Genomic DNA, 26054 nt, shown 5'->3' with positions numbered 1-26054 from the left:
CCGGCGGCCGGAACCACCGGGCCGGGGGCCGCCTCCGGTGCCCGCCGCACGGGTTCGGGAGCGGGCCGCCGCGGCGCCGTCCCGGCCTCCTCGAACACGGTGGCGGCCGGCTTCTCACCGCTCTCCACGGCCCGCACGGCGGCCAGCAGGTCCGCGGCCGTGCCGCTCAGCTTGCGGCCGGCCTCGATCGGGGCCTCCCGCTCCGCCTTCCGCCGCTCGATCCGCTCCCGCTCCACGCGCTGCGCGGCCAGCTCCGCCTCCGCCTCGGACATCTGCGCACCCTCGGACACCTGCGCACCCTCGGCGGGCGTCCCCGGCTCCTCGGCGTCCTCCGCGGTCTCGGGCGGCTCCGTGCTCACAGCGTGCTCCAGTCGTGATCGGGATAGCGGTGCACGGGCGCCGACACGTCGTCGAGCGCCCGGCAGATCTCGTCAGGAAGACTAAGCGCCTCCACTGACAATGCCGCCGTGAGCTGCTGCGCGGTGCGCGCGCCGACGATGGGGGCGGCCACACCGGGACGGTCACGGACCCATGCGAGGGCCACCTCCAACGCGGTCACGGCGAGCCCGTCCGCCGCCGTGGTCACGGCGTCCACGATGCGGCTCGCCGTGTCGTCGAGATACGGCGCGACGAACGGGGCGAGATGCTCCGAGGCACCCCGGGAGTCCACCGGTGCGGCGTCGTTGCGGTACTTGCCGGTGAGCACGCCCCGGCCGAGCGGAGAGGACGGCAACAGCCCGATGCCCAGATCGAGCGCGGCGGGAAGGACCTCGCGCTCCACGCCCCGCTGGAGCAGCGAGTACTCCATCTGCGTGCTCGCCAGCCGGGTCCGCGCGCCCGGCGCGGCGAGCTGCCAGGTCGCCGCCTTGGCCAGCTGCCAGCCGCAGAAGTTGGAGACACCGGCGTAGCGCACGCGCCCGCTGCCGACGGCGATGTCGAGCGCCTCCAGTGTCTCGTCCAGCGGGGTGGCGGGGTCGTAGGCGTGGACGTGCCACACGTCGACGTAGTCGGTGCCGAGGCGGGCGAGCGAGGCGTCCAGGGCGGAGAGCAGATGGCCGCGCGAGCCGTCGAACCGGCGGTCCGGGTCGGCTACGCTCCCGGCCTTCGTCGAGATGACGAGGTCCCGGCGGGGTACGAGTCCCTCCATCAGCTTGCCGAGCAGGTACTCGGACTCTCCGTCGCCGTACACGTCGGCGGTGTCGACGAGGGTCCCGCCGGCTTCCCAGAAGGTCTTCAAGAGGTCCGCGGCGTCGTGCTCGTCGGTGTCCCGACCCCAGGTCAGAGTCCCGAGCCCGATCCGGGACACACGCAGGCCGGTACGGCCGAGATGCCTCTGCTCCATGGATGCCGAGATTACTGGCCGGAGCGTTTGGTGTGGGGGCCTGTGGACAACGGATTTCCGAGCCGCAGGACGTTTGTACGAGGCCTGGCGCTGGACGGGCGCCCCGGCGTTGGTGCGGACCGGGGGTGTTCGCGCGGTCCGGCGCTTGCGGGGTGCCGTCGCACCCACCCGCGCCGCCCCACCGGAGCGAAATCCGCACCGCAGGCGTCCCGCCCGCCGGACCGAAAGCCGCACCGCAGGCGCTGCCCCAGCCCCACCGGAGGTATATGGTCTCCGCACAAACGACGTTACTCATCGGTAAGGGGAAAGCCGCCATGCAGCTAGGGATCAACCTCGGCTACTGGGGTGCCGGAATGGACGCGGACAACCTCGCCGTGGCCCAGGAGGCGGACCGCCTCGGATACACCGTCTGCTGGGCCGCGGAGGCCTACGGCTCCGACGCCGCCACCGTACTCACCTGGGTCGCCGCCCAGACCCACCGCATCGACGTCGGCTCGGCCATCTTCCAGATCCCCGCCCGCCAGCCCGCGATGACCGCGATGACGGCCGCCACCCTGGACTCCCTCTCCCAGGGCCGTTTCCGCCTCGGCCTCGGCGTCTCCGGCCCCCAGGTCTCCGAGGGCTGGTACGGCGTCAAGTTCGACAAGCCCCTCGCCCGCACCCGCGAGTACGTCGAGATCGTCCGCAAGGCCATGAGCCGCGAACGCCTCACCCACGACGGCGAGCACTGGACCCTCCCCCTCCCCGGCGGCCCCGGCAAGCCCATCAAGCTCACCGTGCACCCCCAGCGCGAGCACATCCCCCTCTACATCGCCGCCATCGGCCCGAAGAACCTCGAACAGACCGGCGAGATCGCCGACGGCGCCCTGCTGATCTTCCCCTCCGCCGACCACCTCGAGGACACCGCCGTCAAGCACCTCCGCGCGGGCCGTGAGAAGGCCGGCAAGACCCTCGACGGCTTCGACATCTGCCCCACCGTCCCCCTCGCCGTGGGCGACGACAAGGACGTCACCACCCTCGCCGACACCTTCCGCCCCTACACCGCGCTGTACGTCGGCGGCATGGGCAGCCGCAAGCAGAACTTCTACAACCAGCTCGCCCGGCGCATGGGCTACGAGCAGGAGGCCGCCGAGATCCAGGACAGGTACCTGTCCGGCGACAAGCAGGGCGCGGCGGCAGCCGTCCCCCACGACCTGATCGACCGGACGACCCTCCTCGGCTCCGTCGACCGCATCGCCGACCGGATGAAGGCGTACGCCGCCGCCGGGGTCACCACCCTCACCCTCGCCCCGGCCGGCTTCACGCTCGACGAGCGCCTGGCATCGCTCCGCGCCGGCACCGAGGCCCTGGAACGCGCGGGCCTCGCGTAGTCCTCACGGCCGTGGTGGGGGCTCGGGGGTCCCCCCGCCACGGCCGTCACCCACACCAACGCCCGCCGGCCCACCCGGTTACGCCCCGCGCCCCCCGCCCCGTACTCCTTTTGGCGGAGTTGTCCGGCACCCCTGTTGCCGCCTCCGCCCCCACGCACTTGACTCTTTCTTTGCGGAACTTCGGAACTTCGGAACTTCGGGACCGCGGAACTTCGGGACCGCGGAACCGCGAGAACCCGCGGAGAGGTGGCCCACCATGCTTTCGGCCAAGAGTCTGTTCCAGGAGATCCTCGACAACGACGAGTCCTTCGCCCTGTTCTGCTCCATCGCCGCGAGCGGCGAGTCCCAGGGCGGCTGGGAGAACGCCCGGATCGCCGCGCTGGTCCCCGAGGCCCAGCGCGAACTCGCCCCCAAGATCACCCGGCACGGTGCCGACGAGGACAAGCACGGCCGCATCTTCAACGCCCTGATGAGGAAGCGCGGCCTGAAACCCGTCCCGGTCCCCCCGGAGACCGACTACACGATGCTCCTCGAGAACAAGGGCATCGGTCTGGCCCACGGCCGGCTGAAGCGCGACGAACCGCTCACGGTGCCTGACATCGTCACCTACCTCGCCCACAGCAGGGTCACCGAACAACGCGCCTCCGAGCAGATGGACCTGCTCCGCAAGCACTTCGCCGACCACCCCGACCTCGGCCGCGCGGTCAGGATGATCTCCAACGACGAGGACAACCACCTCGCCTACTGCCACGAGGAACTGCTGCGCTTGGCATACGCCGGACACGGCCGCGCGATCCAGCGCACCCTGCGCGCGTGCGCGCTCGCGGAGATCCGCGTCTACCGGGACGTCAGCCTGGCGGTGATGGCCCACATGGGCCGCATCCTCGGCTGGCCCGGGCCCAAGGCGGCGGTCCTCGCGGCAGGCATCCACGCGGTGTACGCGTACGAACGCCTGGGCGGCTGGCGCCGCATGGTCTCCCTCAGGACGCCCGACCGCCGCAACGCGCTCGGCGGCCCCGCGACCCCGGAACCGGAATTCGCGTGACCGGTCACAGGCCACCGGCCACACAAGCCCCGACACAGCCCTTCACATCCACCCCCGCCGCTTGAACAGGCGGAACAACAGCACCTCCAGCGCCACCATCACCACGATCACCACCGGATACGACCACTCCCACCGAAGCTCCGGCATGTGCTCGAAGTTCATCCCGTAGATCCCCGCGAGCATCGTGGGGATCGCGGCCATGGCCGCCCACGCGGAGATCTTCCGCATGTCGTCGTTCTGCCGCACGCTCATCTGCGCCAGGTGTGCCGAGAGGATGTCCGAGACCAGCCGGTCCAGCCCCTCCACGGACTCGTTCACCCGGGTGAGGTGGTCGTGCACGTCACGGAAGAAGGGCCGCGCCCTGTCCTCCACGAACGGCACCCCCGCCCCGTACGATCCCACCCCCGCCAGTCGCGTCATCGGCAGCGCCAGCGGACCGGTCGCGCGGCGGAACTCCAGGATCTGCCGCTTGAAGTTGTAGATCCGGGAGGCGGTGTGCCGCGACCCCCCGCCGTCGGGGGTGAAGACCTCCGCCTCCAGCTCCTCCAGGTCGGTCTGCAGCTCGGTCGCCACGTCCAGGTAGTGGTCGACGACGGCGTCGGCGATCGCGTACAGCACCGACGTGGGCCCCTCGCCCAGCAGCTCGGGCTCCCGCTCCAGCCGTCGCCGTACGGCTTTGAGCGGCGCGCCCTCGCCGTGCCGTACGGTCACCGCGAAGGAATCACCGAGGAAGATCATGAGCTCGCCGGAGGAGACCGTGTCGCTCCGCGGCTCGTACACGACCGGTTTCAGCACCACGAAGAGCGAGTCGTCGTACACCTCCAGCTTGGGCCGCTGATGGGCCTTGAGGGCATCCTCGACCGCCAGCGGATGCAGACCGAACTCCTGCGTGACCAGGTCGAACTCGTCGGCCGTCGGTTCGTGCAGCCCGATCCAGACGAACCCCCCGGCCGACCGCGCCTCGTCCAGCGCGTCGGAGAAGTCCTGGGGCCCCTCCGACCGGTGCCCCTCCCGGTAGATGGCACAGTCGACGATCACGAAGCACACTCTCCTCTCTCTCGACGGACACCACACCCGCGCGTACGCCTACCCTGGGCCGCATGCCCACGTTGCTCCTGGTCCGGCACGGACGTTCCACCGCCAACACCGAGGGACTGCTCGCCGGGTGGACGCCCGGTGTCGCCCTCGACGACCGCGGCGCCGCCCAGGCCGCCGCACTGCCCGGACGGCTCGCCGAGCTGCCGCTGGCCGAGATCGTCACCAGCCCGCTCCAGCGCTGCCGGGAGACGATCCGGCCGCTGCTGGAGGAGCGCCCCGACATCACCCCGCACACCGACGACCGCATCGGCGAGTGCCACTACGGCGACTGGTCGGGCCGCAAGCTCGTCGAGCTCAAGGACGAGCCCCTGATGGAGGTGGTGCAGGCGCACCCGTCGGCGGCGGCCTTCCCCGGCGGGGAGTCCATGCGCGCGATGCAGACGCGCGCCGCCGAGGCGGTGCGCGAGTGGAACGCGCGCGTGGAGCGCGATCACGGCGCCGACGCCGTGTACCTCATGTGCTCGCACGGCGACATCATCAAGTCTCTCGTCGCGGACGCACTCGGACTTCATCTCGACCTCTTCCAGCGGATTGCCGTTGAACCGTGTTCCATCACCGCGGTCCGTTACACACGGTTGCGCCCCTTCCTCGTCCGCCTCGGCGACACCGGCGACTTCGCGTCCCTGGCGCCGCGCGAGGAACCGCCGGCCGGTGACGCCACGGTCGGGGGCGGAGCGGGCGCACCGTGATCGTCGGGCGCAGTAGGGTGAAGCGGTCGCAGTAGTGCGTCCCCGTTCACACAGCCGCCCGTACCCACAACTCTCAATGGAGACAGGACGTGTCCCGTCAGGTGTTCCTCTACGACCAACCGGAACGTTTCGTGGCCGGCACGGTCGGACTACCAGGGCGCCGTACGTTCTTCCTCCAGGCCTCCGCCGGCTCCCGGGTGACCAGCGTGGCTCTGGAGAAGACCCAGGTCGCGGCGCTCGCCGAGCGGATGGACGAACTGCTCGACGAGGTCGTGCGCCGGAGCGGCGGCAGCGCCGCGGTGCCCGCGATGACGCCGGCCGAGACCACCGACAGCGCCCCGCTGGACACCCCCGTGGAGGAGGAGTTCCGCGTCGGCACCATGGCGCTCGCCTGGGACGGCGAGGAGCAGCGCATGATCGTCGAGGCGCAGGCGCTCGTCGAACTGGACGCCGACTCCGAGGAGGACCTCGCCGAGGCCGAGGAGCGGCTGCTCCAGGACGAGGAGAACGGGCCTCCGATGCTCCGCGTCCGGCTCACCGGCGCGCAGGCCCGGGCCTTCGCCAAGCGCGCCCTCGACGTCGTCAACGCCGGGCGGCCGCCGTGCCCGCTGTGCAGCCTCCCGCTCGACCCGGAAGGACACGTATGTCCGCGCCAGAACGGATACCGCCGCGGAGCGTGACGGCCGCCGACCCGGCCGCCGCCGTGCTGCTCGCCGAGGGTGAGCTGACCGTGCGCGGGCGCATCCGTGAGGCGTCGAACGCGGCGCTGTACTGCACCGTCACCCACGAGGGGCGCGAGGCCGCCTGCGTCTACAAGCCGGTCACCGGGGAGCGGCCCCTGTGGGACTTCCCCGACGGCACGCTCGCCGGGCGGGAGGTCGCCGCCTACGCGGTCTCCGAGGCGACCGGCTGGGGCCTCGTCCCGCCCACCGTGCTCCGCGACGGCCCCTACGGCGAGGGCATGTGCCAGCTGTGGATCGAGACGGCGCCCGGCGCGGAACTCCTCGCCCTGGTCGACGGCGAGGAACCGGAGCCGGGCTGGAAGGCGATCGGCTTCGCCGAGGTCGGCGAGGGCCGCACCGCGCTGCTCGTGCACGCCGACGACGAGCGGCTGCGGCGGCTCGCCGTGCTCGACGCGGTGATCAACAACGCCGACCGCAAGGGCGGGCACCTGCTGCCCACCGCCGAGGGCCTGCTGTACGGCATCGACCACGGGGTCACCTTCAACGTCGAGGACAAGCTCCGCACCCTGCTGTGGGGCTGGGCGGGGGAGCCCCTGACCGCGGAGGCGCTGGACGTCCTCGAGGGCCTCAGAACGGCCCTCACCGACACCGGCCCCCTCACCACCGCCCTGACCCCCCTCATCACCCGCGCGGAGATCGACGCCACCCGCGCGCGGGTCGAGACCCTCCTCACCACCGGCACCCACCCACAACCGGGCGGCGACTGGCCGGCCATCCCCTGGCCCCCGGTCTGAGCGGGACGACGGCCCGTCCGGAACCGGGCGGCGCCCGGCCGAGCACCTCCTGGCCCCCGGTCTGAGCGGGACGGCGGCCCGTCCGGAACAAGACCGGCAGCACGCCGGACGCCGCGGCGCAAGAGTGCCTTCCCGGTCATCCGGCCTGCTCCCGTTCGTTTTCCGAACCGCGGTCCGGTTAGGCTCATGACATGCATGCCTGGCCCGCTTCCGAGGTCCCCGCCCTGCCCGGTCAGGGCCGCGACCTGAGGATCCACGACACCGCGACCGGGGGCCTGATCACCTCCGCCCCCGGTCCCGTCGCCCGTATCTACGTCTGCGGCATCACCCCCTACGACGCCACCCACATCGGACACGCGGCGACCTACAACGCGTTCGACCTCGTGCAGCGCGTGTGGCTCGACACCAAGCGGCAGGTTCACTACGTCCAGAACGTCACCGACGTCGACGACCCGCTGCTGGAGCGGGCCGACCGGGACGGCCTCGACTGGGCCGAGCTCGCCGAGCGCGAGACCGCGCTGTTCCGCGAGGACATGACGGCCCTGCGGATGCTGCCACCGCGCCAGTACATAGGCGCCGTGGAGGCGATACCCGGCATCGTCCCCCTCGTCGAACGGCTGCGTGACCTCGGCGCGACCTACGAGATCGACGGCGACGTCTACTTCTCCGTCGAGTCCGACCCGCACTTCGGCCAGGTCTCGAACCTCGACGCCGCCGCCATGCGGCTGCTGTCCGCCGAACGCGGCGGCGACCCGGACCGCCCGGGCAAGAAGAACCCCGTCGACCCCATGCTCTGGATGGCCGCCCGCGAGGGCGAGCCGAGCTGGGACGGCGGCTCCCTCGGCCGGGGCCGCCCCGGCTGGCACATCGAGTGCGTGGCCATCGCCCTCGACCACCTCGGCATGGGCTTCGACGTCCAGGGCGGCGGCTCCGACCTGGTCTTCCCGCACCACGAGATGGGCGCTTCGCACGCCCAGGCGCTCACCGGCGAGTTCCCCATGGCCAAGGCGTACGTCCACGCCGGCATGGTCGCCCTGCACGGCGAGAAGATGTCCAAGTCCAAGGGCAACCTGGTCTTCGTGTCCCGGTTGCGGCGCGACGGCGTGGACCCGGCGGCGATCCGGCTGGCGCTGCTCGCCCACCACTACCGCGCCGACTGGGAGTGGACCGACCAGGTCCTCCAGGACGCCGTGACCCGCCTCGGCCACTGGCGTGCCGCGGTCTCCCGCCCCGACGGCCCGCCCGCCGAGGCGCTGGTCGAGGAGATCCGCGAGGCGCTGGCCAACGATCTGGACGCCCCGGCCGCGCTGGCCGCCGTCGACCGCTGGACCGTCCTCCAGGAGGAGAGCGGCGGCACGGACACCGGCGCCCCCGGCGTCGTCTCCCGCGCGGTGGACGCGCTGCTCGGCGTGGCGCTGTAACCGGACGCGACGACGAAGGGGCGCCCCGTTCACAACGGGGCGCCCCTTCCTTCGCTCAGTCCTCCGACGACTCGTCGCCACCCGAGTCCGAACCCGGACCCGAGTCCGAATCCGGATCGGAGTCCGTCCCCGGCTTCGGCGGCCTCGGCGGACGGTTGCGTCCGCCCGGGCCCTCCCGCCGGTACGACGGACCGTCCGAACCGTCGGCCGTGGCATGCCCGCCGGGCGGACCCGACGCCCCGTCACGGCGCCGCAGATAGCGCTCGAACTCGCGGGCGATCGCCTCGCCCGACGCCTCCGGCAGCTCGGCGGTGTCCCGGGCCTCCTCCAGCGTCTGGACGTACTCGGCCACCTCGCTGTCCTCCGCGGCCAGTTGGTCCACACCCACCTGCCAGGCGCGCGCGTCCTCGGGCAGCTCGCCCAGTGGGATCCGCACGTCGATCAGGTCCTCCAGACGGTTCAGGAGGGCCAGCGTGGCCTTCGGGTTGGGCGGCTGCGACACGTAGTGCGGGACCGCCGCCCACAGCGACACCGCGGGCACGCCCGCGTGCGTGCACGCCTCCTGGAGGATGCCGACGATGCCCGTGGGACCCTCGTACTTGGTCTCCTCCAGATCCATGCGGCGGGCCAGGTCCGGGTCGGACGTGGTCCCGCTGACCGGGACCGGCCGGGTGTGCGGGGTGTCACCGAGCAGCGCGCCCAGCACGACCACCAGCTCCACGCCGAGTTCGTGCGCGAAGCCGAGGATCTCGTTGCAGAACGAACGCCACCGCATGGACGGTTCGATGCCGCGGACCAGCACCAGGTCGCGCGGCTTCTCGCCGCCGACCCGGACCACCGACAACCGCGTCGTCGGCCAGGTGATCTTGCGGATCCCGCCGTCCATGAACACCGTGGGGCGGTTCACCTGGAAGTCGTAGTAGTCCTCGGCGTCCAGCGCCGCGAACACCTCGCCCTTCCACTCCCTGTCCAGATGCGCGACCGCGGTGGAGGCGGCGTCACCGGCATCGTTCCAGCCCTCGAACGCGGCCACCATGACCGGGTCGATCAGCTCGGGAACCCCCTCGAGCTCGATCACCCAGCGCCTCCTTCCGACGTGCCCTCGCGTACGCCCCAACCTTACGGCGTGCCCACGGGGCGCCCGCAGCCCCCTCACAAGGGGGGTGACCCCATCACTGCCCCGTGGGGCGCCGGTAAACACCCCTCACAGCGTGGACCGCAGCCACTGCTCCACGCTCGCGATGTGCACCGTCGCCCAGGACCGCGCCGCCTCCGCGTCCCGGTCCCGCAGGGCGGCGAGGATGGCCCGGTGCTCGTGCAGGGTGCGGCCGACCGAGTCCTTCTGGGTGAGCCCGCGCCAGATCCGGGCCCGGGTGGTGGGACCGGACAGACCGTCGAGCAGGGAGCACAGCACGGAGTTGCCGCAGCCGCGCACGATGCCCCGGTGGAACTCCAGGTCGGCGGCGACCAGGTCCTCCACCGACGGCTCGTCGCCGAGCCTGTCCAACTGCTCCGACAGCGCGTCCAGTTGCTCCTCGTCGATCCTGGTGGCCGCGAGCGCCGTCGCGGCCGGCTCCAGGATGCGGCGTACGGCGAGGAACTCCAGCACCGTGTCGTCGCGATGGAAGTCGACGACGAAACTCAGCGCCTCCAGCAGGAGTTGCGGGTCGAGACTGGTGACGTAGGTGCCGTCGCCCTGCCGTACGTCCAGGATGCGGATCAGCGACAGCGCGCGCACCGCCTCGCGCAGCGAGTTGCGGGACAGCCCCAGCTCGGCGGCCAGCTCGCTCTCCTTGGGCAGCCGGGCGCCGGGACGCAGCGCACCCGAGACGATCATTCCCTTGATCTTCTCGATCGCCTCGTCGGTCACTGCCATACCGCGCCTCCCTGCGGACCAGACCTCCGATGTATCCAGCCCATTATGTACGGGCCGGGGGGCGGCTCCGTCGGCGCGGAGCCGCCCCCCGGCCCGTGGGCCGGCTCCCGCGCGGGGGAGCCGGGGGAGGGCGGGTCACTTCTTGTCGAGGATCTCCTGCACATCGGCGCGGACCTCGTCCGTGGCCAGGCCCCGGATCGTCAGCGTCGTACGGCGGCGCAGCACGTCGTCCGCCGTCTCGGCCCACTCGTGGTCCCGGGCCCAGACGACCTGCGCCCAGATCTCCGGGGCGTCCGGGTGGACGCGCCGGGCGAGCGCCGGGTCCTCGTTGGCCAGGCGGGCGATGTCGAAGGCCAGCGAACCGTAGTGGGTGGCCAGGTGCCTGGCGGTGTCCGCCGCCATGCGCGGGCCGGGCGCCGGGCCGTCGACCAGCAGCCGGTGGGCCACCGCGCGGGGGTTGGCCACGCCCGGCAGCGGCAGCTTCTTCGGCAGCGAGGCGACCGGCTCGAAGTCGTCGCCCAGCGGGTGGCCGGGCAGCTCCTGGAGCTTGCGCATCACCGTGCGGCCGATGTGGCGGAAGGTGGTCCACTTGCCGCCCGCGACGGACAGCATCCCGCCCCGGCCCTCGGTGACGACGGTCTCCCGCTTGGCCTTGGCCGTGTCCCCGGGGCCGCCCGGCAGCACCCGCAGACCGGCGAAGGCGTACGTGATCAGGTCCCGGTCGAGCTGCTGGTCGCGGATGGAGAACGCGGCCTCGTCGAGTATCTGCGCGGTGTCCTTCTCGGTGACCGCGACGTCCGCCGGGTCCCCCTCGAACTCCTCGTCGGTGGTGCCGAGCAGCAGCATGTCCTCCCAGGGGAGGGCGAAGGTGATCCGGTACTTGTCGATCGGCGTGGCCAGTGCGGCCTTCCACGGCGAGGTCCGCTTCAGGACCAGGTGCGCGCCCTTCGACAGCCGGATGGACGGCGCGGCGTCCGGGTCCTCCATGCGGCGCAGGTGGTCGACCCACGGGCCGGTCGCGTTGAGCACGAGCCGGGCGTTCACCCCGAACTCGTCGCCGGAGAGCCGGTCGCGCAGCTCGGCGCCGGTGACCCGGCCCCGGGTGAAGCGCAGGCCCGTCACCTCGGCGTGGTTGAGGACGACCGCGCCGGACTCGGCCGCCGCGCGGACCGTCATCAGCGCCATGCGCGCGTCGTTCATCTGGTCGTCGCCGTACACGGCCACGGCCTTGAGGTTGTCGGTGCGCAGCTCCGGCACGTCCTGCGCGGCCTTGGCCGGTGAGAGCAGGTGCCCGACGCCGTCGCCGAAGGCGGACAGCGCCGAGTACGCGAAGACACCGGCGCCGAGCTTCGCCGCGCCGTGCGGCCCGCCCTTGTACACGGGGAGGTAGAACGTGAGCGGGTTCGCCAGGTGGGGGGCCACCTGGCGGGAGACCGCACGGCGCTCGAAGTGGTTCTCCGCCACCAGCTTCACCGCGCCGGTCTGCAGGTAGCGCAGACCGCCGTGGAGCAGCTTGGAGGAGGCGGAGGAGGTGGCGCCGGCGAAGTCACCGGCGTCCACCAGGGCCACCCTGAGGCCGGACTGCGCGGCGTGCCAGGCGGTGGAGATGCCCAGGATGCCGCCGCCGATCACGAGGAGGTCGTACGACGCCTTGGAGAGCTGCTCCCGGGTCTCGGCACGGCTCGGGTTCGAGCCGGACGCCGGGTGCGTCCCCAGGGCAGGCACGGACTGCAGGGTGGACTGGGTGGTCATGGCGGTTCTTACTCCTCGTCCTCGAGCCAGCCCATGGTCCGCTCGACGGCCTTGAGCCAGCTCTTGTACTCACGGTCGCGGGTTTCCGCGTCCATGCGGGGGGTCCACTCGGCGGCCCGCCGCCAGTTGGCGCGCAGGTCGTCGGTGCTGTTCCAGAAGCCGACGGCGAGGCCGGCGGCGTAGGCGGCGCCGAGGCAGGTGGTCTCGGCGACCATCGGACGCACCACGGGGGCGTCCAGGAAGTCCGAGAGCGTCTGCATCAGCAGGTTGTTGGAGGTCATGCCGCCGTCGACCTTGAGGGCGGCCAGCTCCACGCCGGAGTCCTTCGTCATGGCGTCCGCGATCTCCCGCGTCTGCCAGGCGGTGGCCTCCAGCACGGCGCGCGCGAGGTGCGCCTTGGTGACGTACCGGGTCAGGCCGGCGATCACACCGCGGGCGTCGGAGCGCCAGTACGGGGCGAACAGGCCGGAGAAGGCCGGTACGAAGTAGGCGCCGCCGTTGTCCTCGACGGTCAGGGCGAGGGTCTCGATCTCGGCGGCGGTGGAGATCAGGCCCATCTGGTCGCGCATCCACTGCACCAGCGAACCGGTGACGGCGATCGAGCCCTCCAGGGCGTAGACCGGCTTCTGGTCGCCGATCCGGTAGCCGACCGTGGTCAGCAGGCCGCTGTAGGAGTTGATGATCTTGTCGCCGGTGTTCATCACCATGAAGGTGCCGGTGCCGTACGTCGACTTGGTCTCGCCCTCGGCGAAACAGGTCTGGCCGAACAGGGCCGCCTGCTGGTCACCCAGCGCGGAGGCGACCGGGATGCCGCCGAGCAGCTCGCCCAGCCTGCCGCCCGTGATCTCGCCGTAGACCTCGGCGGAGGAGCGGATCTCGGGCAGCATCGCCAGCGGGACGCCGATGGACTCGGCGATCCTCTCGTCCCACTGCATGGTGTGCAGGTTCATCAGCAGCGTGCGGGAGGCGTTGGTGACGTCGGTGACGTGGTGGCCGCCGTCGACGCCGCCGGTCAGGTTCCAGATGACCCAGGTGTCCATGGTGCCGAAGAGGATGTCGCCCGCCTCGGCGCGCTCCTTGAGGCCGTCGACGTTGTCGAGCAGCCAGCGGGCCTTGGGGCCGGCGAAGTAGGAGGCCAGGGGCAGGCCGGTCTCGCGGCGGAAGCGGTCCTGGCCGACGTTGCGGCCGAGCTCGCGGCAGAGGGCGTCGGTGCGGGTGTCCTGCCAGACGATGGCGTTGTGGACGGGCTCACCGGTGTTCCTGTCCCACAGCACGGTGGTCTCGCGCTGGTTGGTGATGCCGATGGCCTTGATGTCGTCGCGGGTGATGCCGGCCTTCTCGACGGCCCCGGCGACGACCTCCTGGACGTTGGTCCAGATCTCGGTGGCGTCGTGCTCGACCCAGCCGGGCTTGGGGAAGATCTGCTCGTGCTCCTTCTGGTCGACGGAGACGATGCGCCCGTCGCGGTCGAAGACGATGCAGCGGGAGGAGGTGGTGCCCTGGTCGATGGCGGCGATGAACGGGCCGGCGGTGTGGGCGTCGGTCACTGTGTGCTCCTGGAGTTCCTTGGTTACGGGGCAGTACGTACGGCGCTGTTGCAAGATGCCGGGGCCTACGCGAAGGCGACGTTGTAGAGGCCGGCCGCGAGGGCACCGCCGATCAGCGGACCGACCACCGGAATCCAGGCGTAGGACCAGTCGGAACCACCCTTGTTCGGCAGCGGCAGCAGGGCGTGCACGACGCGCGGGCCGAGGTCACGGGCCGGGTTGATGGCGTAACCGGTCGGGCCGCCCAGCGACAGACCGATCGAGACGACGACGAGCGCCGTGATCAGACCGCCCAGCACGCCCAGGCCGTTGCCCGCGTCGTTCAGGCCCTGGGTGAGGATGGCGAGCAGCAGCACGAAGGTGCCGACGATCTCCGTGGCGAGGTTCTGCACCGTGTGCCGGATCTCCGGACCGGTGGAGAAGACGCCGAGCACCGGGCCCGCTCCCTTCTCCTGCGCCTCGACCGCCTTGGCGGAGGTGGCCTGCGCTCCCGGACCGCCGACGATCTCCTTGTCGGTGAGGTGGGCCAGGAACTGGCCGTAGTAGGCCACCCAGACCAGAGTCGCGCCGATCATCGCGCCGAGGAACTCTCCGGCGAAGTAGACCGGAACGTTGCTCCACTCGCCGTCCTTGAGGGCGAGCGCCACGGTGACGGCCGGGTTGAGGTGGGCGCCGGAGAGCGGTCCGGAGATGTAGACCGCCGTCATGACGGCGAAGCCCCACCCGAAGGCGATGGCGAGCCAGCCGGCGTTACGGGCCTTGGAGGCCTTCAGCGTCACGGCGGCGCAGACGCCGCCGCCGAGCAGGATGAGTATGGCGGTACCGATGGTCTCGCCGATGAAGATGTCGGAGCTGGACACCCGCGACTCCTTTGTCCTTCGTCCAGGGAAGCCGACCCCCGGGTCCCACCGGGGATTGGCGCCCTCAGGGGTGAGAGCGATGCCGGCCCTTGGCGTTGTCACACTCTAACTCGTATTGCCGGTAGGTGTTCGACAATGCCGACCGATGGACGGGAGTCTTTCCCGGCGCCTCGCGGGCGTCAAGAGTTTGGTTGTCGAAAACGCGATCGTTATGGAGCGCCCCGAGTTGTCGATCTTCGCGGCGGTTGCGCCGACTCGCACCCGGTCTGTCCGCCCCGGGACATGACGGAGGCCGGGACGCCGTACGGCGTCCCGGCCTCCCGTGTGTACCGCTCAGAACCGCCCGGCGCCCAGGTCCCGCGACACCGCGCGGGCGCAGTCCCGTACCGCCGCGATCAGCTCGGGCCGCAGCTCGCCGTCCCGGCGCAGCCGTTCCACCGCCCCCGTGATGCCCACCGCGCCCACCGGCATGCGCCGCCGGTCGTGGATGGGGGCGGCGACGGCGGCGACGCCCTCCCAGGTCTCCTCCACGTCCGCCGCGTAGCCGCGCGCGCGGGTGAGGTCGAGGATGCGTTCGAAGTCGTCCGGGTCGCACACCGTGCGGTCGGTGAAGGCCTTGCGGTCGGCCTCCAGGGCCTCGCTGTGGGCCACCGGGTCGTAGGCCGACAGCACCTTCCCCAGGGCCGTGGAGTGCAGCGGCTGCATGGCCCCTATCTCCAGGACCTGCCGGCTGTCGTCCGGCCGGAAGACGTGGTGCACGATCAGCACGCCCTGCTGGTGCAGCACGCCGAGGTAGACGCTCTCGCCGCTGGAGCGGGCCAGGTCGTCCGTCCACACCAGGGCGCGCGCCCGCAGCTCGTGCACGTCGAGATAGGTGGTGCCCAGGCGCAGCAGCTCGGCGCCCAGCTGGTAGCGCCCGGAGGCGTCGTCCTGCTCGACGAACCCCTCCTGCTGGAGGGTGCGCAGGATGCCGTGGGCGGTGCCCTTGGCGAGGCCCAGCGACGAGGCGATGTCCGACAGGCCGAGCCGCCGCTCGCCGCCCGCCAGCAGGCGCAGCATCGCCGCCGCCCGTTCGAGCGACTGGATGTTCCGTGCCATCGCCGTACTGCCTCCGTCCCCTTCGGCCGTCCACCTGCGACGCGCCGCTGCCGCTGTTCGGCATTGTCGAACACTACCGGTCGATGCCGACCTCCCGCCAATGGTCGGGCGTGATCGGTTCCGCCACTCGTACTCCGGGCGTCGGTTGTCGGCCATCATCGTCCGCCCCCTGGACGCCCTGAACATCAGGGAGCGGTCCCGGATACCCTGGCGTGGTGCGCCCAGCCGGGGACGCTCCGTGAGGGGGTCCCGGGCAGCCGCAAAGCCGACAGCCGTCGCACCCAGAGGGAGCCCCTTTCATGGCCTCGTTGCCGCAGACCCCTTCCGCCGACAGCCGGACCCGTGTGTCCGCCCTCCGCGAGGCGCTCGCCACCCGGGTGGTGGTCGCCGACGGAGCCATGGGCACCATGCTCCAGGCCCAGGACCCCACGCTCGAGGACTTCCAGAACCTCGAGGGCTGCAACGAGATCCTGAACCTGACGCGGCCGGACATCGTCCGTTCGGTCCACTCCGAGTACTTCGACGCCGGGGTCGACTGCGTCGAGACGAACACCTTCGGCGCCAACCTCACCGCCCTGGGCGAGTACGACATCCCGGAGCGCGTCGCCGAGCTGTCCGAGGCGGGCGCCCGCATCGCCCGCGAGACGGCCGACGAGTACGCCGCGCGGGACGGCCGCACCCGCTGGGTGCTGGGCTCGATGGGACCCGGCACCAAGCTGCCCACCCTCGGCCACACCACCTTCGCCGCCATCCGGGACGCCTACCAGCAGAACGCCGAGGGCCTGCTCGCGGGCGGCGCGGACGCGCTGCTGGTGGAGACGACCCAGGACCTGCTGCAGACCAAGGCCTCCGTGATCGCCGCCCGCCGAGCGATGGAGACCGCCGGGTTCGAGGTCCCGCTGATCGTGTCGGTCACGGTCGAGACCACCGGCACCATGCTGCTCGGCTCCGAGATCGGCGCCGCGCTCACCGCGCTGGAACCGCTGGGCATCGACATGATCGGCCTGAACTGCGCCACCGGCCCGGCCGAGATGAGCGAGCACCTGCGCCACCTGGCCCGCCACTCCCGCGCCCGGCTGTCCTGCATGCCCAACGCCGGCCTGCCGGAACTCACCAAGGACGGCGCCCGCTACCCGCTCTCCCCGGGGGAGCTGGCGGACGCCCAGGAGAACTTCGTACGCGACTACGGCCTGTCCCTGGTGGGCGGCTGCTGCGGCACCACGCCCGAGCACCTGCGGCAGCTCGTGGAGCGCGTGCACGGCCTCGCCCCGGCGGAGCGCGACCCGCGCCCGGAGCCCGGCGCGGCCTCCCTCTACCAGACCGTCCCCTTCCGCCAGGACACCTCCTACCTGGCGATCGGTGAGCGGACGAACGCCAACGGATCGAAGAAGTTCCGCGAGGCGATGCTCGAGGGCCGCTGGGACAACTGCGTGGAGATGGCCCGCGAGCAGATCCGCGAGGGCGCGCACATGCTGGACCTGTGCGTGGACTACGTGGGCCGCGACGGCGTCGCCGACATGGAGGAACTGGCCGGACGCTTCGCCACCGCCTCCACCCTGCCGATCGTCCTGGACTCCACCGAGGTCGACGTCATCCGGGCCGGACTGGAGAAGCTCGGCGGCCGCGCGGTGATCAACTCGGTGAACTACGAGGACGGGGCGGGACCCGACTCCCGGTTCGCCCGCGTCACCCGGCTGGCCCAGGAGCACGGCGCCGCGCTGATCGCGCTCACCATCGACGAGGTGGGCCAGGCCCGTACCGCCGAGAAGAAGGTCGAGATCGCCGAGCGGCTGATCGACGACCTGACCGGCAACTGGGGCATCCGCGAGGAGGACATCCTCGTCGACTGCCTGACCTTCACCATCTGCACCGGCCAGGAGGAGTCCCGCAAGGACGGCCTGGCCACCATCGAGGGCATCCGCGAGCTGAAGAAGCGCCACCCCAAGGTGCAGACCACGCTGGGCCTGTCGAACATCTCCTTCGGCCTCAACCCGGCCGCCCGCATCCTGCTGAACTCGGTCTTCCTCGACGAGTGCGTCAAGGCCGGCCTGGACTCGGCGATCGTCCACGCGTCGAAGATCCTGCCCATCGCGCGCTTCAGCGAGGAAGAGGTCACCACGGCCCTCGACCTCATCTACGACCGGCGCCGCGAGGGCTACGACCCGCTCCAGAAGCTGATGGCGCTCTTCGAGGGCGCCACCGCCAAGTCCCTCAAGGCCGGCAAGGCCGAGGAACTGGCCGCGCTGCCCCTGGAGGAGCGCCTCAAGCGCCGCATCATCGACGGCGAGCGCAACGGGCTCGAGGCCGACCTGGACGAGGCCCTCCGGGAGCGGCCCGCGCTCGACATCGTCAACGACACCCTCCTGGACGGCATGAAGGTGGTCGGCGAGCTGTTCGGTTCCGGCCAGATGCAGCTGCCGTTCGTGCTCCAGTCCGCCGAGGTGATGAAGAACGCCGTCGCGCACCTCGAGCCGCACATGGAGAAGACCGACGAGGCCGGCAAGGGCACCATCGTGCTGGCCACCGTGCGCGGCGACGTGCACGACATCGGCAAGAACCTGGTCGACATCATCCTGTCGAACAACGGCTACAACGTCGTCAACCTGGGCATCAAGCAGCCGGTCTCCGCGATCCTGGACGCCGCCGACGAGCACAAGGCCGACGTCATCGGCATGTCCGGGCTGCTGGTGAAGTCCACGGTGATCATGAAGGAGAACCTGGAGGAGCTCAACCAGCGCGGCCTGGCCACCGACTACCCGGTGATCCTCGGCGGCGCCGCCCTCACCCGCGCCTACGTCGAGCAGGACCTGCACGAGATCTACCAGGGCGAGGTCCGCTACGCCCGCGACGCCTTCGAGGGCCTGCGCCTGATGGACGCCCTCATCGGCATCAAGCGCGGCGTGCCCGGCGCCAAGCTCCCCGAGCTGAAGCAGCGCCGGGTCCGCGCGGCCACCGTGGAGATCGAGGAGCGGCCCGAGGAGGGGCACGTCCGCTCCGACGTCGCCACCGACAACCCGGTCCCCACCCCGCCCTTCCGGGGCACCCGCGTCGTCAAGGGCATCCAGCTCAAGGAGTACGCGAGCTGGCTCGACGAGGGTGCCCTGTTCAAGGGCCAGTGGGGCCTGAAGCAGGCCCGCACCGGCGACGGGCCGACCTACGAGGAGCTGGCCGAGACCGAGGGCCGGCCCAGGCTGCGCGGACTGCTCGACCGCCTCCAGACGGAGAACCTGCTGGAGGCGGCCGTGGTCTACGGCTACTTCCCGTGCGTCTCCAAGGACGACGACCTGATCATCCTGGACGAGCAGGGCAACGAGCGCACCCGCTTCACCTTCCCGCGCCAGCGCCGCGGCCGCCGGCTGTGCCTGGCGGACTTCTTCCGCCCGGAGGAGTCCGGCGAGACCGACGTGGTCGGCCTCCAGGTGGTCACGGTCGGCTCGAGGATCGGCGAGGAGACCGCCCGGATGTTCGAGGCCAACGCCTACCGCGACTACCTGGAGCTGCACGGGCTCTCCGTGCAGCTGGCGGAGGCCCTCGCCGAGTACTGGCACGCGCGCGTGCGCTCCGAACTCGGCTTCGCGGGCGAGGACCCGGACGCGATGGAGGACATGTTCGCCCTGAAGTACCGGGGCGCCCGCTTCTCCCTCGGCTACGGCGCCTGCCCCGACCTGGAGGACCGCGCCAAGATCGCCGCCCTGCTCGAACCCGAGCGCATCGGCGTGCACCTGTCCGAGGAGTTCCAGCTGCACCCCGAGCAGTCCACGGACGCCATCGTCATCCACCACCCGGAGGCCAAGTACTTCAACGCCCGCTGAGGCGCCAGGAGCCGCACCGGGCGTTCCGAGCGCGCACGACGTACACTGGTCGGTCCACCGCAGGCCGGTTCCCCCCGTGGGAACCGGCCTGGTCGTCCCTGTGAAGGAGGTACGCGGATGACCAGTACGGTCCCCGCGCTCGGAACCCAGACGGCCGAGGGTTCGGCCCTGCAGGCCGTCCTCCTCGACATGGACGGCACCCTGGTGGACACCGAGGGCTTCTGGTGGGACGTCGAGGTCGAGGTCTTCGCCTCCCTCGGCCACACCCTCGACGACTCCTGGCGCCATGTCGTGGTCGGCGGCCCCATGACCCGCAGCGCGGGGTTCCTCATCGAGGCCACCGGCGCCGACATCGGCCTGCCCGAGCTGACGGTGCTGCTCAACGACGGCTTCGAGGAGCGCATCGACCACGCCCTGCCGCTGATGCCGGGCGCCGCGCGGCTGCTCGCCGAGCTCTCCGAGTACGAGATCCCCACGGCGCTCGTCTCCGCCTCCCACCGGCGCATCATCGACCGGGTGCTGAAGACGCTGGGCCCGCAGCACTTCGCGCTGTCGGTCGCCGGCGACGAGGTCCCGCGCACCAAGCCGCACCCCGACCCGTACCTCGCGGCCGCCGCCGGGCTCGGTGTGGACCCCGTGCGGTGCGCCGTCGTCGAGGACACCGTGACCGGTGTCGCCGCCGCCGAGGCGGCGGGCTGCCAGGTCGTCGCGGTGCCCTCGGTGGGTCCGATCGTCCCGGCCGTCCGGCGGACGGTCGTACCCTCCCTGGAAGTCGTGGACCTGACATTCCTGCACGGCCTGATGACGGAAATGCGCTAGGCGTTCACCCAGCGCAGTGGTGTTACCGCCGGAATTCCCGCCACTCGGCTTCCCGGGCCCGGACGTACGCGCCCGAAAGAATTCGACCCGCTTGCCGATGGCCGAATTCCGGTGTCGTCGAGCCCGTTTTCACATGTGAGGTTCGCCACATGAAGGGGGGTCGACAACGATGTCCTCCTGTGCCTTCCGCACCATTTCGGAGGTCACCGGTGCGCCTTTGTGTCCTGATTCATGAGAAGCTGCACCAATCATTCCCCGGTCGCCTTTACCGGTGCGTTCACACCCGGTCTCACTGCGTGATGTGCCCTCAACTCCGGCGGCTGCGAACCCTCCTGCGGGCGCGGACTAATGTCATCGCGAGAACCTCGCCCCCATCCCCGTGTTCCGCTGCGACAACCCCCGTATGCCGGATACACGGAGTCGACAGTCCTGGAGAAACTCGAGCATGAACCGCAAGACTTTGGTGCTGGCGGCAGCGATGGGCCTGCTCGCGCCGGTGCTCGCCGCCTGTGGCGACAGCGAGGGCGGGAGCGGAGACGGCGACGCGATCCTCGTGGGCACCACGGACCGGTTCACCGCATCCAAGGAGGACGGCCCCGCGCCCCTCGACCCGGCCTGGGCCTACGACGTCGGTACCTGGAACATCCTGCGGCAGACCGTCCAGACCCTGATGGTCCAGCCCCGGGGCGACGGCGAGCCGGTACCCGAGGCCGCCGAGTCGTGCGGATTCACCGACGCCGGCAACGAGCGCTACAGCTGCACCCTGCGTGACGGTCTGAAGTTCTCGAACGGCGACGCGGTCACCGCGGAGGACGTGAAGTTCTCCATCGAGCGCGCCCTCTCCATCAAGGGCGACAGCGGTGTGTTCGCGCTGCTGTCCACCATCGACACCGTCGAGACGCAGGGCGACCGAGAGGTGATCTTCCACCTCAACAGCGCCGACGCCACCTTCCCGTACAAGCTGTCCACCCCGGTCGCGGGCATCGTCAACCCGGACGACTACGACAAGGGCAAGCTGCGCGAGGGCTTCGAGATCGACGGCTCCGGCCCGTACACCATGGAGGGCAAGGTCGAGGACGGCACGATGGTCAGTGCCACCTTCACCAAGAACCCCTCCTACAAGGGTGCGCTGGAGGTGAACAACGACAAGGTCGAGATGGTCTCCTACGACAGTGCCGACGCCATGGGCGAGGCGTTGAAGAAGGGTGACATCGACATGGCGACCCGCACCATGTCGCCGCAGCAGATCCAGGAGCTCGGCAACGCCACCGACGACGAGATCGAGCTGGTCGAGTCGCCCGGTCTGGAGATCCGGTACCTGGCGTTCAACACCGAGGCCCCCACCGTGAAGGACAAGGCCGTCCGCCAGGCGATGGCCCAGGTCATCAACCGCGGCGAGCTGGTCGGCAACGTCTACGGCTCCCAGGCCGAGCCGCTGTTCTCGCTGGTCCCCGCCGGCGTCACCGGCCACACCAACGCGTTCTTCAACAAGTACGGCGACCCGAGCGTGGACAAGGCCCGCGACCTGCTGGAGGAGGCCGGCGTCAGCACCCCGGTGAAGCTGACGCTGCACTACACGCACGACCACTACGGTCCCGCCGCCAAGACGGAGTTCGAGCAGCTGAGCAAGCAGCTCAACGACAGCGGTCTGTTCGAGACCGACATCAAGAGCGAGACCTGGAACAAGTTCAAGACCGCCGCCCAGAACGAGAAGTACGACGTCTACGGCATGGGCTGGTTCCCCGACTACCCGGACGCCGACGCCTTCACCGCCCCCTTCCTGGGCAAGGACAACTTCCTCAGCTCGCCCTACGCCGACACCAAGATCATCAATGAGCTGATCCCCGAGTCGCGGCGCCAGGCCGACCGGCTGTCCGCCTCCGACAGCCTCGCGGAGATCCAGAACATCGTCGCCAAGGACGTTCCGGTGATCCCGCTGTGGCAGGGCAAGCAGTACGTCGCCGCCCGCGACGGCGTCACCGGCACCGCCTACGCGCTCAACTCCTCCTCGACCCTCCAGCTGTGGGAGCTCGGGCGCGGCGTCAGCGAGTGACGGAACCGCACGAAACCGCACGAACCCGGACCGGTGGCACGGTCCGGGCAGCAAGAACGACAAGGCGTAGCACGTGAATTTGCGTAACCCGTGGCCAGTCCTGCCCATCGTGGCGGGGCTGGCCTCCGGCCTGTTGACCGGCTGTGGCACCGAGAGCGGCGACGCGGGGGCCGACGGCTCCGGCGTCGTGGTGGGGATGTCCGACGACATCCTGTCCACCGACCCCGCCTCCGGCTACGACCCCGGTTCCTGGCTGCTGTTCAACAACGTCTTCCAGTCGCTGCTCGGCTTCCCCAAGGGAGCCACCGAGCCGCGGCCGGACGCCGCCGAGAGCTGCGGCTTCGCGGACACCGGCACCAAGGTCTACCGCTGCACGCTGCGGGAGGGACTGAAGTTCAGCAACGGTGACCCGCTCACCTCGAAGGACGTGAAGTTCTCCTTCGACCGCATGCTGAAGATCAACGACCCCGACGGGCCCGCGATCATGTTCCCCACACTGGAGAAGGTCAGCACCCCCGACCGGAAGACGGTCGTCTTCGAACTCAACACACCCGACGCCACCTTCCCCAGCAAGATCGCGTCCGGCGCCGGTTCCATCGTCGACCACCGCGAGTACGACGCCGACGGACTGCGCGAGGACGGGGAGGCGGTCGGCTCCGGACCGTACCGGCTGGACTCGTTCGCCAACGACCGCGCCGTCTTCTCCGTCAACGAGCACTACAAGGGCAGCGCCGAGACCAAGAACTCCGGCGTGACCCTGGAGTTCTTCCACGGTGACCAGAACGCCCTGAAGAAGGCCGTACAGGACGCCGAGGTCGACATCGCCTACCGCGGCCTCACCGCCGAGGCCATCAACGACATCGACCGGGCCGACGACGGCACCGGCGGTGTCGAGATCGTCGAGGGCAGCAGCGCCGAGGTCCAGCACCTGGTCTTCAACATGGACGACCCGGTCGCCGGAAAGCTCGGCGTGCGTCGGGCCATCGCCCATCTGATCGACCGTGACGCCCTCGTCCGGGACATCCACCAGGGCACGGCCAGCCCGCTGTACTCGATCGTCCCGGCCGGCATCGGCGGCCACAACACCGCCTTCTTCGACACCTACGGAGCCCGCCCCTCCAAGGCCGAGGCCGCCGCCGCGCTGGAGGAGGAGGGCATCACCGGCAAGGTGAAGCTGACCCTGTGGTCCACCCCGTCCCGCTACGGCCCGGCCACCGACCAGGAACTGAAGGCGATCGCCCGACAGCTCAACGCCAGCGGACTGTTCGACGCCGACGTCGAGTCGGTCCCCTTCGCCCAGTACGAGAAGGACATCGCGGCCGGCAAGTACGGCGTCTACGTCAAGGGCTGGGTGCCCGACTACCCGGACGCCGACAACTTCACCGGACCCTTCTTCGGCGAGGGCAACGTGCTGGACAACAACTACGACGCCGGCACGATCACCCGGACGCTCCTCCCGCGCACGGCCGCCCAGAGCGACCGCTCCGCCACCGACGAGGACTTCGGCCGGATCCAGGACGTCGTCGCCGAGGACATCCCCGTCCTCCCGCTCTGGCAGGCCAAGCAGTACGCGGTCGTCCGGGACGGCGTGTACGGCCTGGAGTACTGCCTCGACGCCTCGACCGTGTTCCGGTTCTGGGAACTGAGCAAGGCCTGACGCCGTACCCGTACGACGAGGGCGCCCTCCCCGACGGGAGGGCGCCCTCGTCGTACGGCGCGACCGCCGCGCTACTGCGCGCCGGGGCGCACCAGCCCGCTCTCGTAGGCGTACACCGCCGCCTGCACCCGGTCGCGCAGACCCAGTTTGGTCAGGACGTGACCGACGTGCGTCTTGACGGTGGTCTCGCTGACGAACAGATCGGCGGCGATCTCCGCGTTGGACAGCCCACGCGCCACCAGCTTCAGCACCTCGACCTCACGATCGGTCAGCGTGTGCAGCGTGTCCGGCACCGGCTCGTCACCGGACGGCAGATGCGTGGCGTACTTGTCCAGCAGCCGGCGCGTGATGCTCGGCGCGAGCATCGCCTCCCCGGCGGCCACCACACGGATCGCCTGCACCAGCTCGTTGGCCGGGGCGTCCTTCAGCAGGAAGCCGCTGGCCCCCGCCTTCAGCGCCTCCACCACGTACTCGTCGAGATCGAACGTCGTCAGCACCAGCACCTTCGCCGGCCCGTCCCGCTCGGGCCCGGTGATCTGCCGGGTCGCCTCCACCCCGTCCATCCGCGGCATGCGGATGTCCATCAGCACCACATCGGGCTGCAGCGCCCGCACCTGGTCCAGGGCCTGGAGGCCGTCTCCGGCCTCGCCGACGACCGCGATGTCCTGCTCGGCCTCCAGAATCATCCGGAACCCGGTGCGCAGCAGCGGCTGGTCGTCGACCAGTAGGACGCGGATGGCCACGTAAGTCTCCTTCGCTAGTCCGGCCCCATTCTGCCCTGTTGGGCCCCGCCGGACTCGGGCGCCCTCACCGGCAGGGGGTACGGCGGGGGAGTGCCGCCGAACTCCGGGCAGTGCGCCTGGTGGTCGCACCAGCCGCACAGCTTCGTGGGACGCGGGCGCCAGACACCCGTCTCGGTCGCCAGCCGGATCGCGTCCCACAGCGCGAGCAGCTTGCGCTCCACCCGCTCCAGATCCGCGAGCACGGGATCGTAGGTCACCACGTCACCGCTGCCGAGGTACACCAGCTGGAGCCGACGCGGGATCACCTTCTTCAGCCGCCACACCACCAGGGCGTAGAACTTCATCTGGAACAGCGCGCCCTCGGCGTACTCCGGCCGGGGCGCCTTGCCCGTCTTGTAGTCGACGATCCGCACCTCGCCGGTGGGCGCGACGTCCACCCGGTCGATGATGCCGCGCAGTCTCAGCCCGGAGTCCAGCTCCGCCTCGACGAACAGCTCCCGCTCGGCGGGCTCCAGCCGGCTCGGATCCTCCAGCGAGAACCACCGTTCGACCAGTCTCTCCGCCTCCGCCAGCCAGCGCGCCAGCCGCTCGCCCTGCGGATCGTCGGCGAACAGCTCCGTGACCTCCGGCCTGGTCTCGCGCAGCCGGTCCCACTGACCCGGGACCAGCGACTTCGCCCGGGGCGCGGTGCGCTCGGCGGCCGGGGCGTCGAAGAGCCGCTCCAGCACCGCGTGCACCAGCGTGCCCCTGGTCGCCGCCTCGCTCGGCTTCTCCGGCAGCCGGTCGATGACCCGGAACCGGTACAGCAGCGGGCACTGCATGAAGTCACTCGCGCGCGAGGGGGACAGCGACGCGGGCGGTATGGCGGTGGCCGTGTCCGCTCGTACGCCCCCGGTGCCCGGGCCGCCGCCGGCCCGCTCCTCGCCCTCGATGCTCGTCTCCATGCCCACAGACCTTACGGCCCGCCACCGACAGCGCGTACGCCGACGGCCGCGGGCCCTGTGCGTGACGACGGGGAGGGAAGGGGAAGGAGGGGAATGAGACAGGGTGCCGGGGCGGAACGCGCGGCGCAGGCCGCATACCATCGACACAAGACCCTCCCGTCCGGCAGGCGCGGGAGACGCAGCGAACGAGGGGACACCGGTGGACGTAAGCGGCGGGCGCGGACAGCCGCGACCCGGCAACGACGGGTCGCCCGACCACACGGGTCCTCGGCCCCCGGCCCCCGAGCCCTCCGTCCACGGGCCCGAGCACCCCCGGCCCCCGGCCGCGGACTCCACGCCCACGGACCTCCCCACCGACGAACACCAGCGCCCCCCGGGCCCCACGTCCGGCGAACCCTCCGCGTCCGCGGGCGGCCCCGCGGACGAACAGCCCGACCGCCGCCCCGGCACC

Annotated in this window: 20 protein-coding genes and 1 pseudogene; 10 read left to right on the top strand and 11 right to left on the bottom strand. The window is 71.0% G+C overall.

Annotated features, from left to right (window positions below; genetic code table 11):
- Both B7767_RS17395 and B7767_RS17390 read right to left on the bottom strand, forming a co-directional pair.
- Positions 1–359, bottom strand: a pseudogene (locus B7767_RS17395) (DNA helicase RecD); the annotation flags it as partial.
- The gene (locus B7767_RS17390) at positions 356–1342 is read right to left on the bottom strand and encodes an aldo/keto reductase (RefSeq protein WP_085572996.1); all 987 of its coding nucleotides are present in this window, start codon (positions 1340–1342) and stop codon (positions 356–358) included. The pseudogene B7767_RS17395 and the gene B7767_RS17390, both read right to left, overlap by 4 nt.
- A 314-nt stretch (positions 1343–1656) precedes the next feature.
- Here B7767_RS17390 and B7767_RS17385 point away from each other — a divergent pair, with 314 nt between their 5' ends.
- Both B7767_RS17385 and B7767_RS17380 read left to right on the top strand, forming a co-directional pair.
- Positions 1657–2712: an LLM class F420-dependent oxidoreductase gene (locus B7767_RS17385; protein ID WP_085572995.1), complete on the top strand. Its 1056-nt coding sequence runs from the start codon at positions 1657–1659 to the stop codon at positions 2710–2712.
- Between the two features lie 256 nt (positions 2713–2968).
- Positions 2969–3757, top strand: a complete 789-nt coding sequence (locus tag B7767_RS17380; RefSeq protein ID WP_085572994.1) for a ferritin-like domain-containing protein — start codon at positions 2969–2971, stop codon at positions 3755–3757.
- Between the two features lie 42 nt (positions 3758–3799).
- Here the strand turns inward: B7767_RS17380 and corA are convergent, their stop codons facing one another.
- On the bottom strand, positions 3800–4795 hold the full coding sequence (gene corA, locus B7767_RS17375) for a magnesium/cobalt transporter CorA (protein WP_085572997.1): 996 nt from the start codon (positions 4793–4795) through the stop codon (positions 3800–3802).
- A gap of 62 nt (positions 4796–4857) precedes the next feature.
- Here corA and B7767_RS17370 point away from each other — a divergent pair, with 62 nt between their 5' ends.
- From B7767_RS17370 to mshC, 4 genes are all read left to right on the top strand, one after another.
- Entirely contained in the window at positions 4858–5544 is a 687-nt protein-coding gene (locus B7767_RS17370; protein WP_085572993.1) for a histidine phosphatase family protein, read from the top strand.
- A gap of 89 nt (positions 5545–5633) precedes the next feature.
- A complete protein-coding gene (locus B7767_RS17365) occupies positions 5634–6224 on the top strand; it encodes a DUF3090 domain-containing protein (protein ID WP_073933622.1) in 591 nt (196 codons plus the stop codon).
- Positions 6188–7021: an SCO1664 family protein gene (locus tag B7767_RS17360; RefSeq protein ID WP_179167179.1), complete on the top strand. Its 834-nt coding sequence runs from the start codon at positions 6188–6190 to the stop codon at positions 7019–7021. The genes B7767_RS17365 and B7767_RS17360 overlap by 37 nt, the downstream gene beginning before the upstream one ends.
- 191 nt (positions 7022–7212) lie before the next feature.
- The gene (gene mshC / locus B7767_RS17355) at positions 7213–8442 is read left to right on the top strand and encodes a cysteine--1-D-myo-inosityl 2-amino-2-deoxy-alpha-D-glucopyranoside ligase (RefSeq protein WP_085572991.1); all 1230 of its coding nucleotides are present in this window, start codon (positions 7213–7215) and stop codon (positions 8440–8442) included.
- Between the two features lie 55 nt (positions 8443–8497).
- Here mshC and B7767_RS17350 read toward each other — a convergent pair whose 3' ends face one another.
- The 6 genes from B7767_RS17350 to B7767_RS17325 all read right to left on the bottom strand — a co-directional run bounded on the left by B7767_RS17350 (position 8498) and on the right by B7767_RS17325 (position 15575).
- The gene (locus B7767_RS17350) at positions 8498–9520 is read right to left on the bottom strand and encodes a PAC2 family protein (RefSeq protein ID WP_085572990.1); all 1023 of its coding nucleotides are present in this window, start codon (positions 9518–9520) and stop codon (positions 8498–8500) included.
- Positions 9521–9646: 126 nt separating this feature from the next.
- Positions 9647–10318, bottom strand: coding sequence for a FadR/GntR family transcriptional regulator (locus tag B7767_RS17345; protein WP_085572989.1), 672 nt, complete (start codon positions 10316–10318; stop codon positions 9647–9649).
- A gap of 135 nt (positions 10319–10453) precedes the next feature.
- Entirely contained in the window at positions 10454–12070 is a 1617-nt protein-coding gene (locus tag B7767_RS17340; protein WP_085572988.1) for a glycerol-3-phosphate dehydrogenase/oxidase, read from the bottom strand.
- A gap of 8 nt (positions 12071–12078) precedes the next feature.
- A complete protein-coding gene (glpK, locus tag B7767_RS17335; protein WP_085572987.1) occupies positions 12079–13617 on the bottom strand; it encodes a glycerol kinase GlpK in 1539 nt (512 codons plus the stop codon).
- Between the two features lie 65 nt (positions 13618–13682).
- The gene (locus B7767_RS17330; protein ID WP_085572986.1) at positions 13683–14477 is read right to left on the bottom strand and encodes an MIP/aquaporin family protein; all 795 of its coding nucleotides are present in this window, start codon (positions 14475–14477) and stop codon (positions 13683–13685) included.
- A 333-nt stretch (positions 14478–14810) separates the two neighbouring features.
- Positions 14811–15575, bottom strand: coding sequence for an IclR family transcriptional regulator (locus tag B7767_RS17325; RefSeq protein WP_085572985.1), 765 nt, complete (start codon positions 15573–15575; stop codon positions 14811–14813).
- A 299-nt stretch (positions 15576–15874) separates the two neighbouring features.
- Between B7767_RS17325 and metH the strand changes: the two genes are divergently transcribed.
- The 4 genes from metH to B7767_RS17305 all read left to right on the top strand — a co-directional run bounded on the left by metH (position 15875) and on the right by B7767_RS17305 (position 23916).
- Complete coding sequence (gene metH / locus B7767_RS17320) at positions 15875–19387, top strand: methionine synthase (RefSeq protein ID WP_085572984.1); 3513 nt, start codon at positions 15875–15877, stop codon at positions 19385–19387.
- A gap of 117 nt (positions 19388–19504) precedes the next feature.
- The gene (locus B7767_RS17315) at positions 19505–20206 is read left to right on the top strand and encodes an HAD family phosphatase (RefSeq protein ID WP_085572983.1); all 702 of its coding nucleotides are present in this window, start codon (positions 19505–19507) and stop codon (positions 20204–20206) included.
- 445 nt (positions 20207–20651) lie between these two features.
- Positions 20652–22259, top strand: a complete 1608-nt coding sequence (locus B7767_RS17310) for an ABC transporter substrate-binding protein (protein ID WP_085572982.1) — start codon at positions 20652–20654, stop codon at positions 22257–22259.
- Between the two features lie 73 nt (positions 22260–22332).
- The gene (locus B7767_RS17305; RefSeq protein ID WP_085572981.1) at positions 22333–23916 is read left to right on the top strand and encodes an ABC transporter substrate-binding protein; all 1584 of its coding nucleotides are present in this window, start codon (positions 22333–22335) and stop codon (positions 23914–23916) included.
- A 71-nt stretch (positions 23917–23987) separates the two neighbouring features.
- Here the strand turns inward: B7767_RS17305 and B7767_RS17300 are convergent, their stop codons facing one another.
- Positions 23988–24659 carry a response regulator transcription factor gene (locus B7767_RS17300; RefSeq protein WP_085572980.1) on the bottom strand — a complete coding sequence of 224 codons (672 nt, stop codon included), beginning with the start codon at positions 24657–24659 and terminating at the stop codon, positions 23988–23990.
- Positions 24660–24673: 14 nt separating this feature from the next.
- Entirely contained in the window at positions 24674–25603 is a 930-nt protein-coding gene (locus B7767_RS17295; RefSeq protein WP_085572979.1) for a RecB family exonuclease, read from the bottom strand.
- Between the last annotated feature and the right edge of the window lie 451 nt (positions 25604–26054).

The sequence above is a fragment of the Streptomyces sp. 13-12-16 genome (genome assembly GCF_002114215.1).
Classification (GTDB): domain Bacteria; phylum Actinomycetota; class Actinomycetes; order Streptomycetales; family Streptomycetaceae; genus Streptomyces.
Note: the sequence above shows the minus strand (reverse complement) of the source record. Positions and strands in the feature narration are given on the sequence as shown.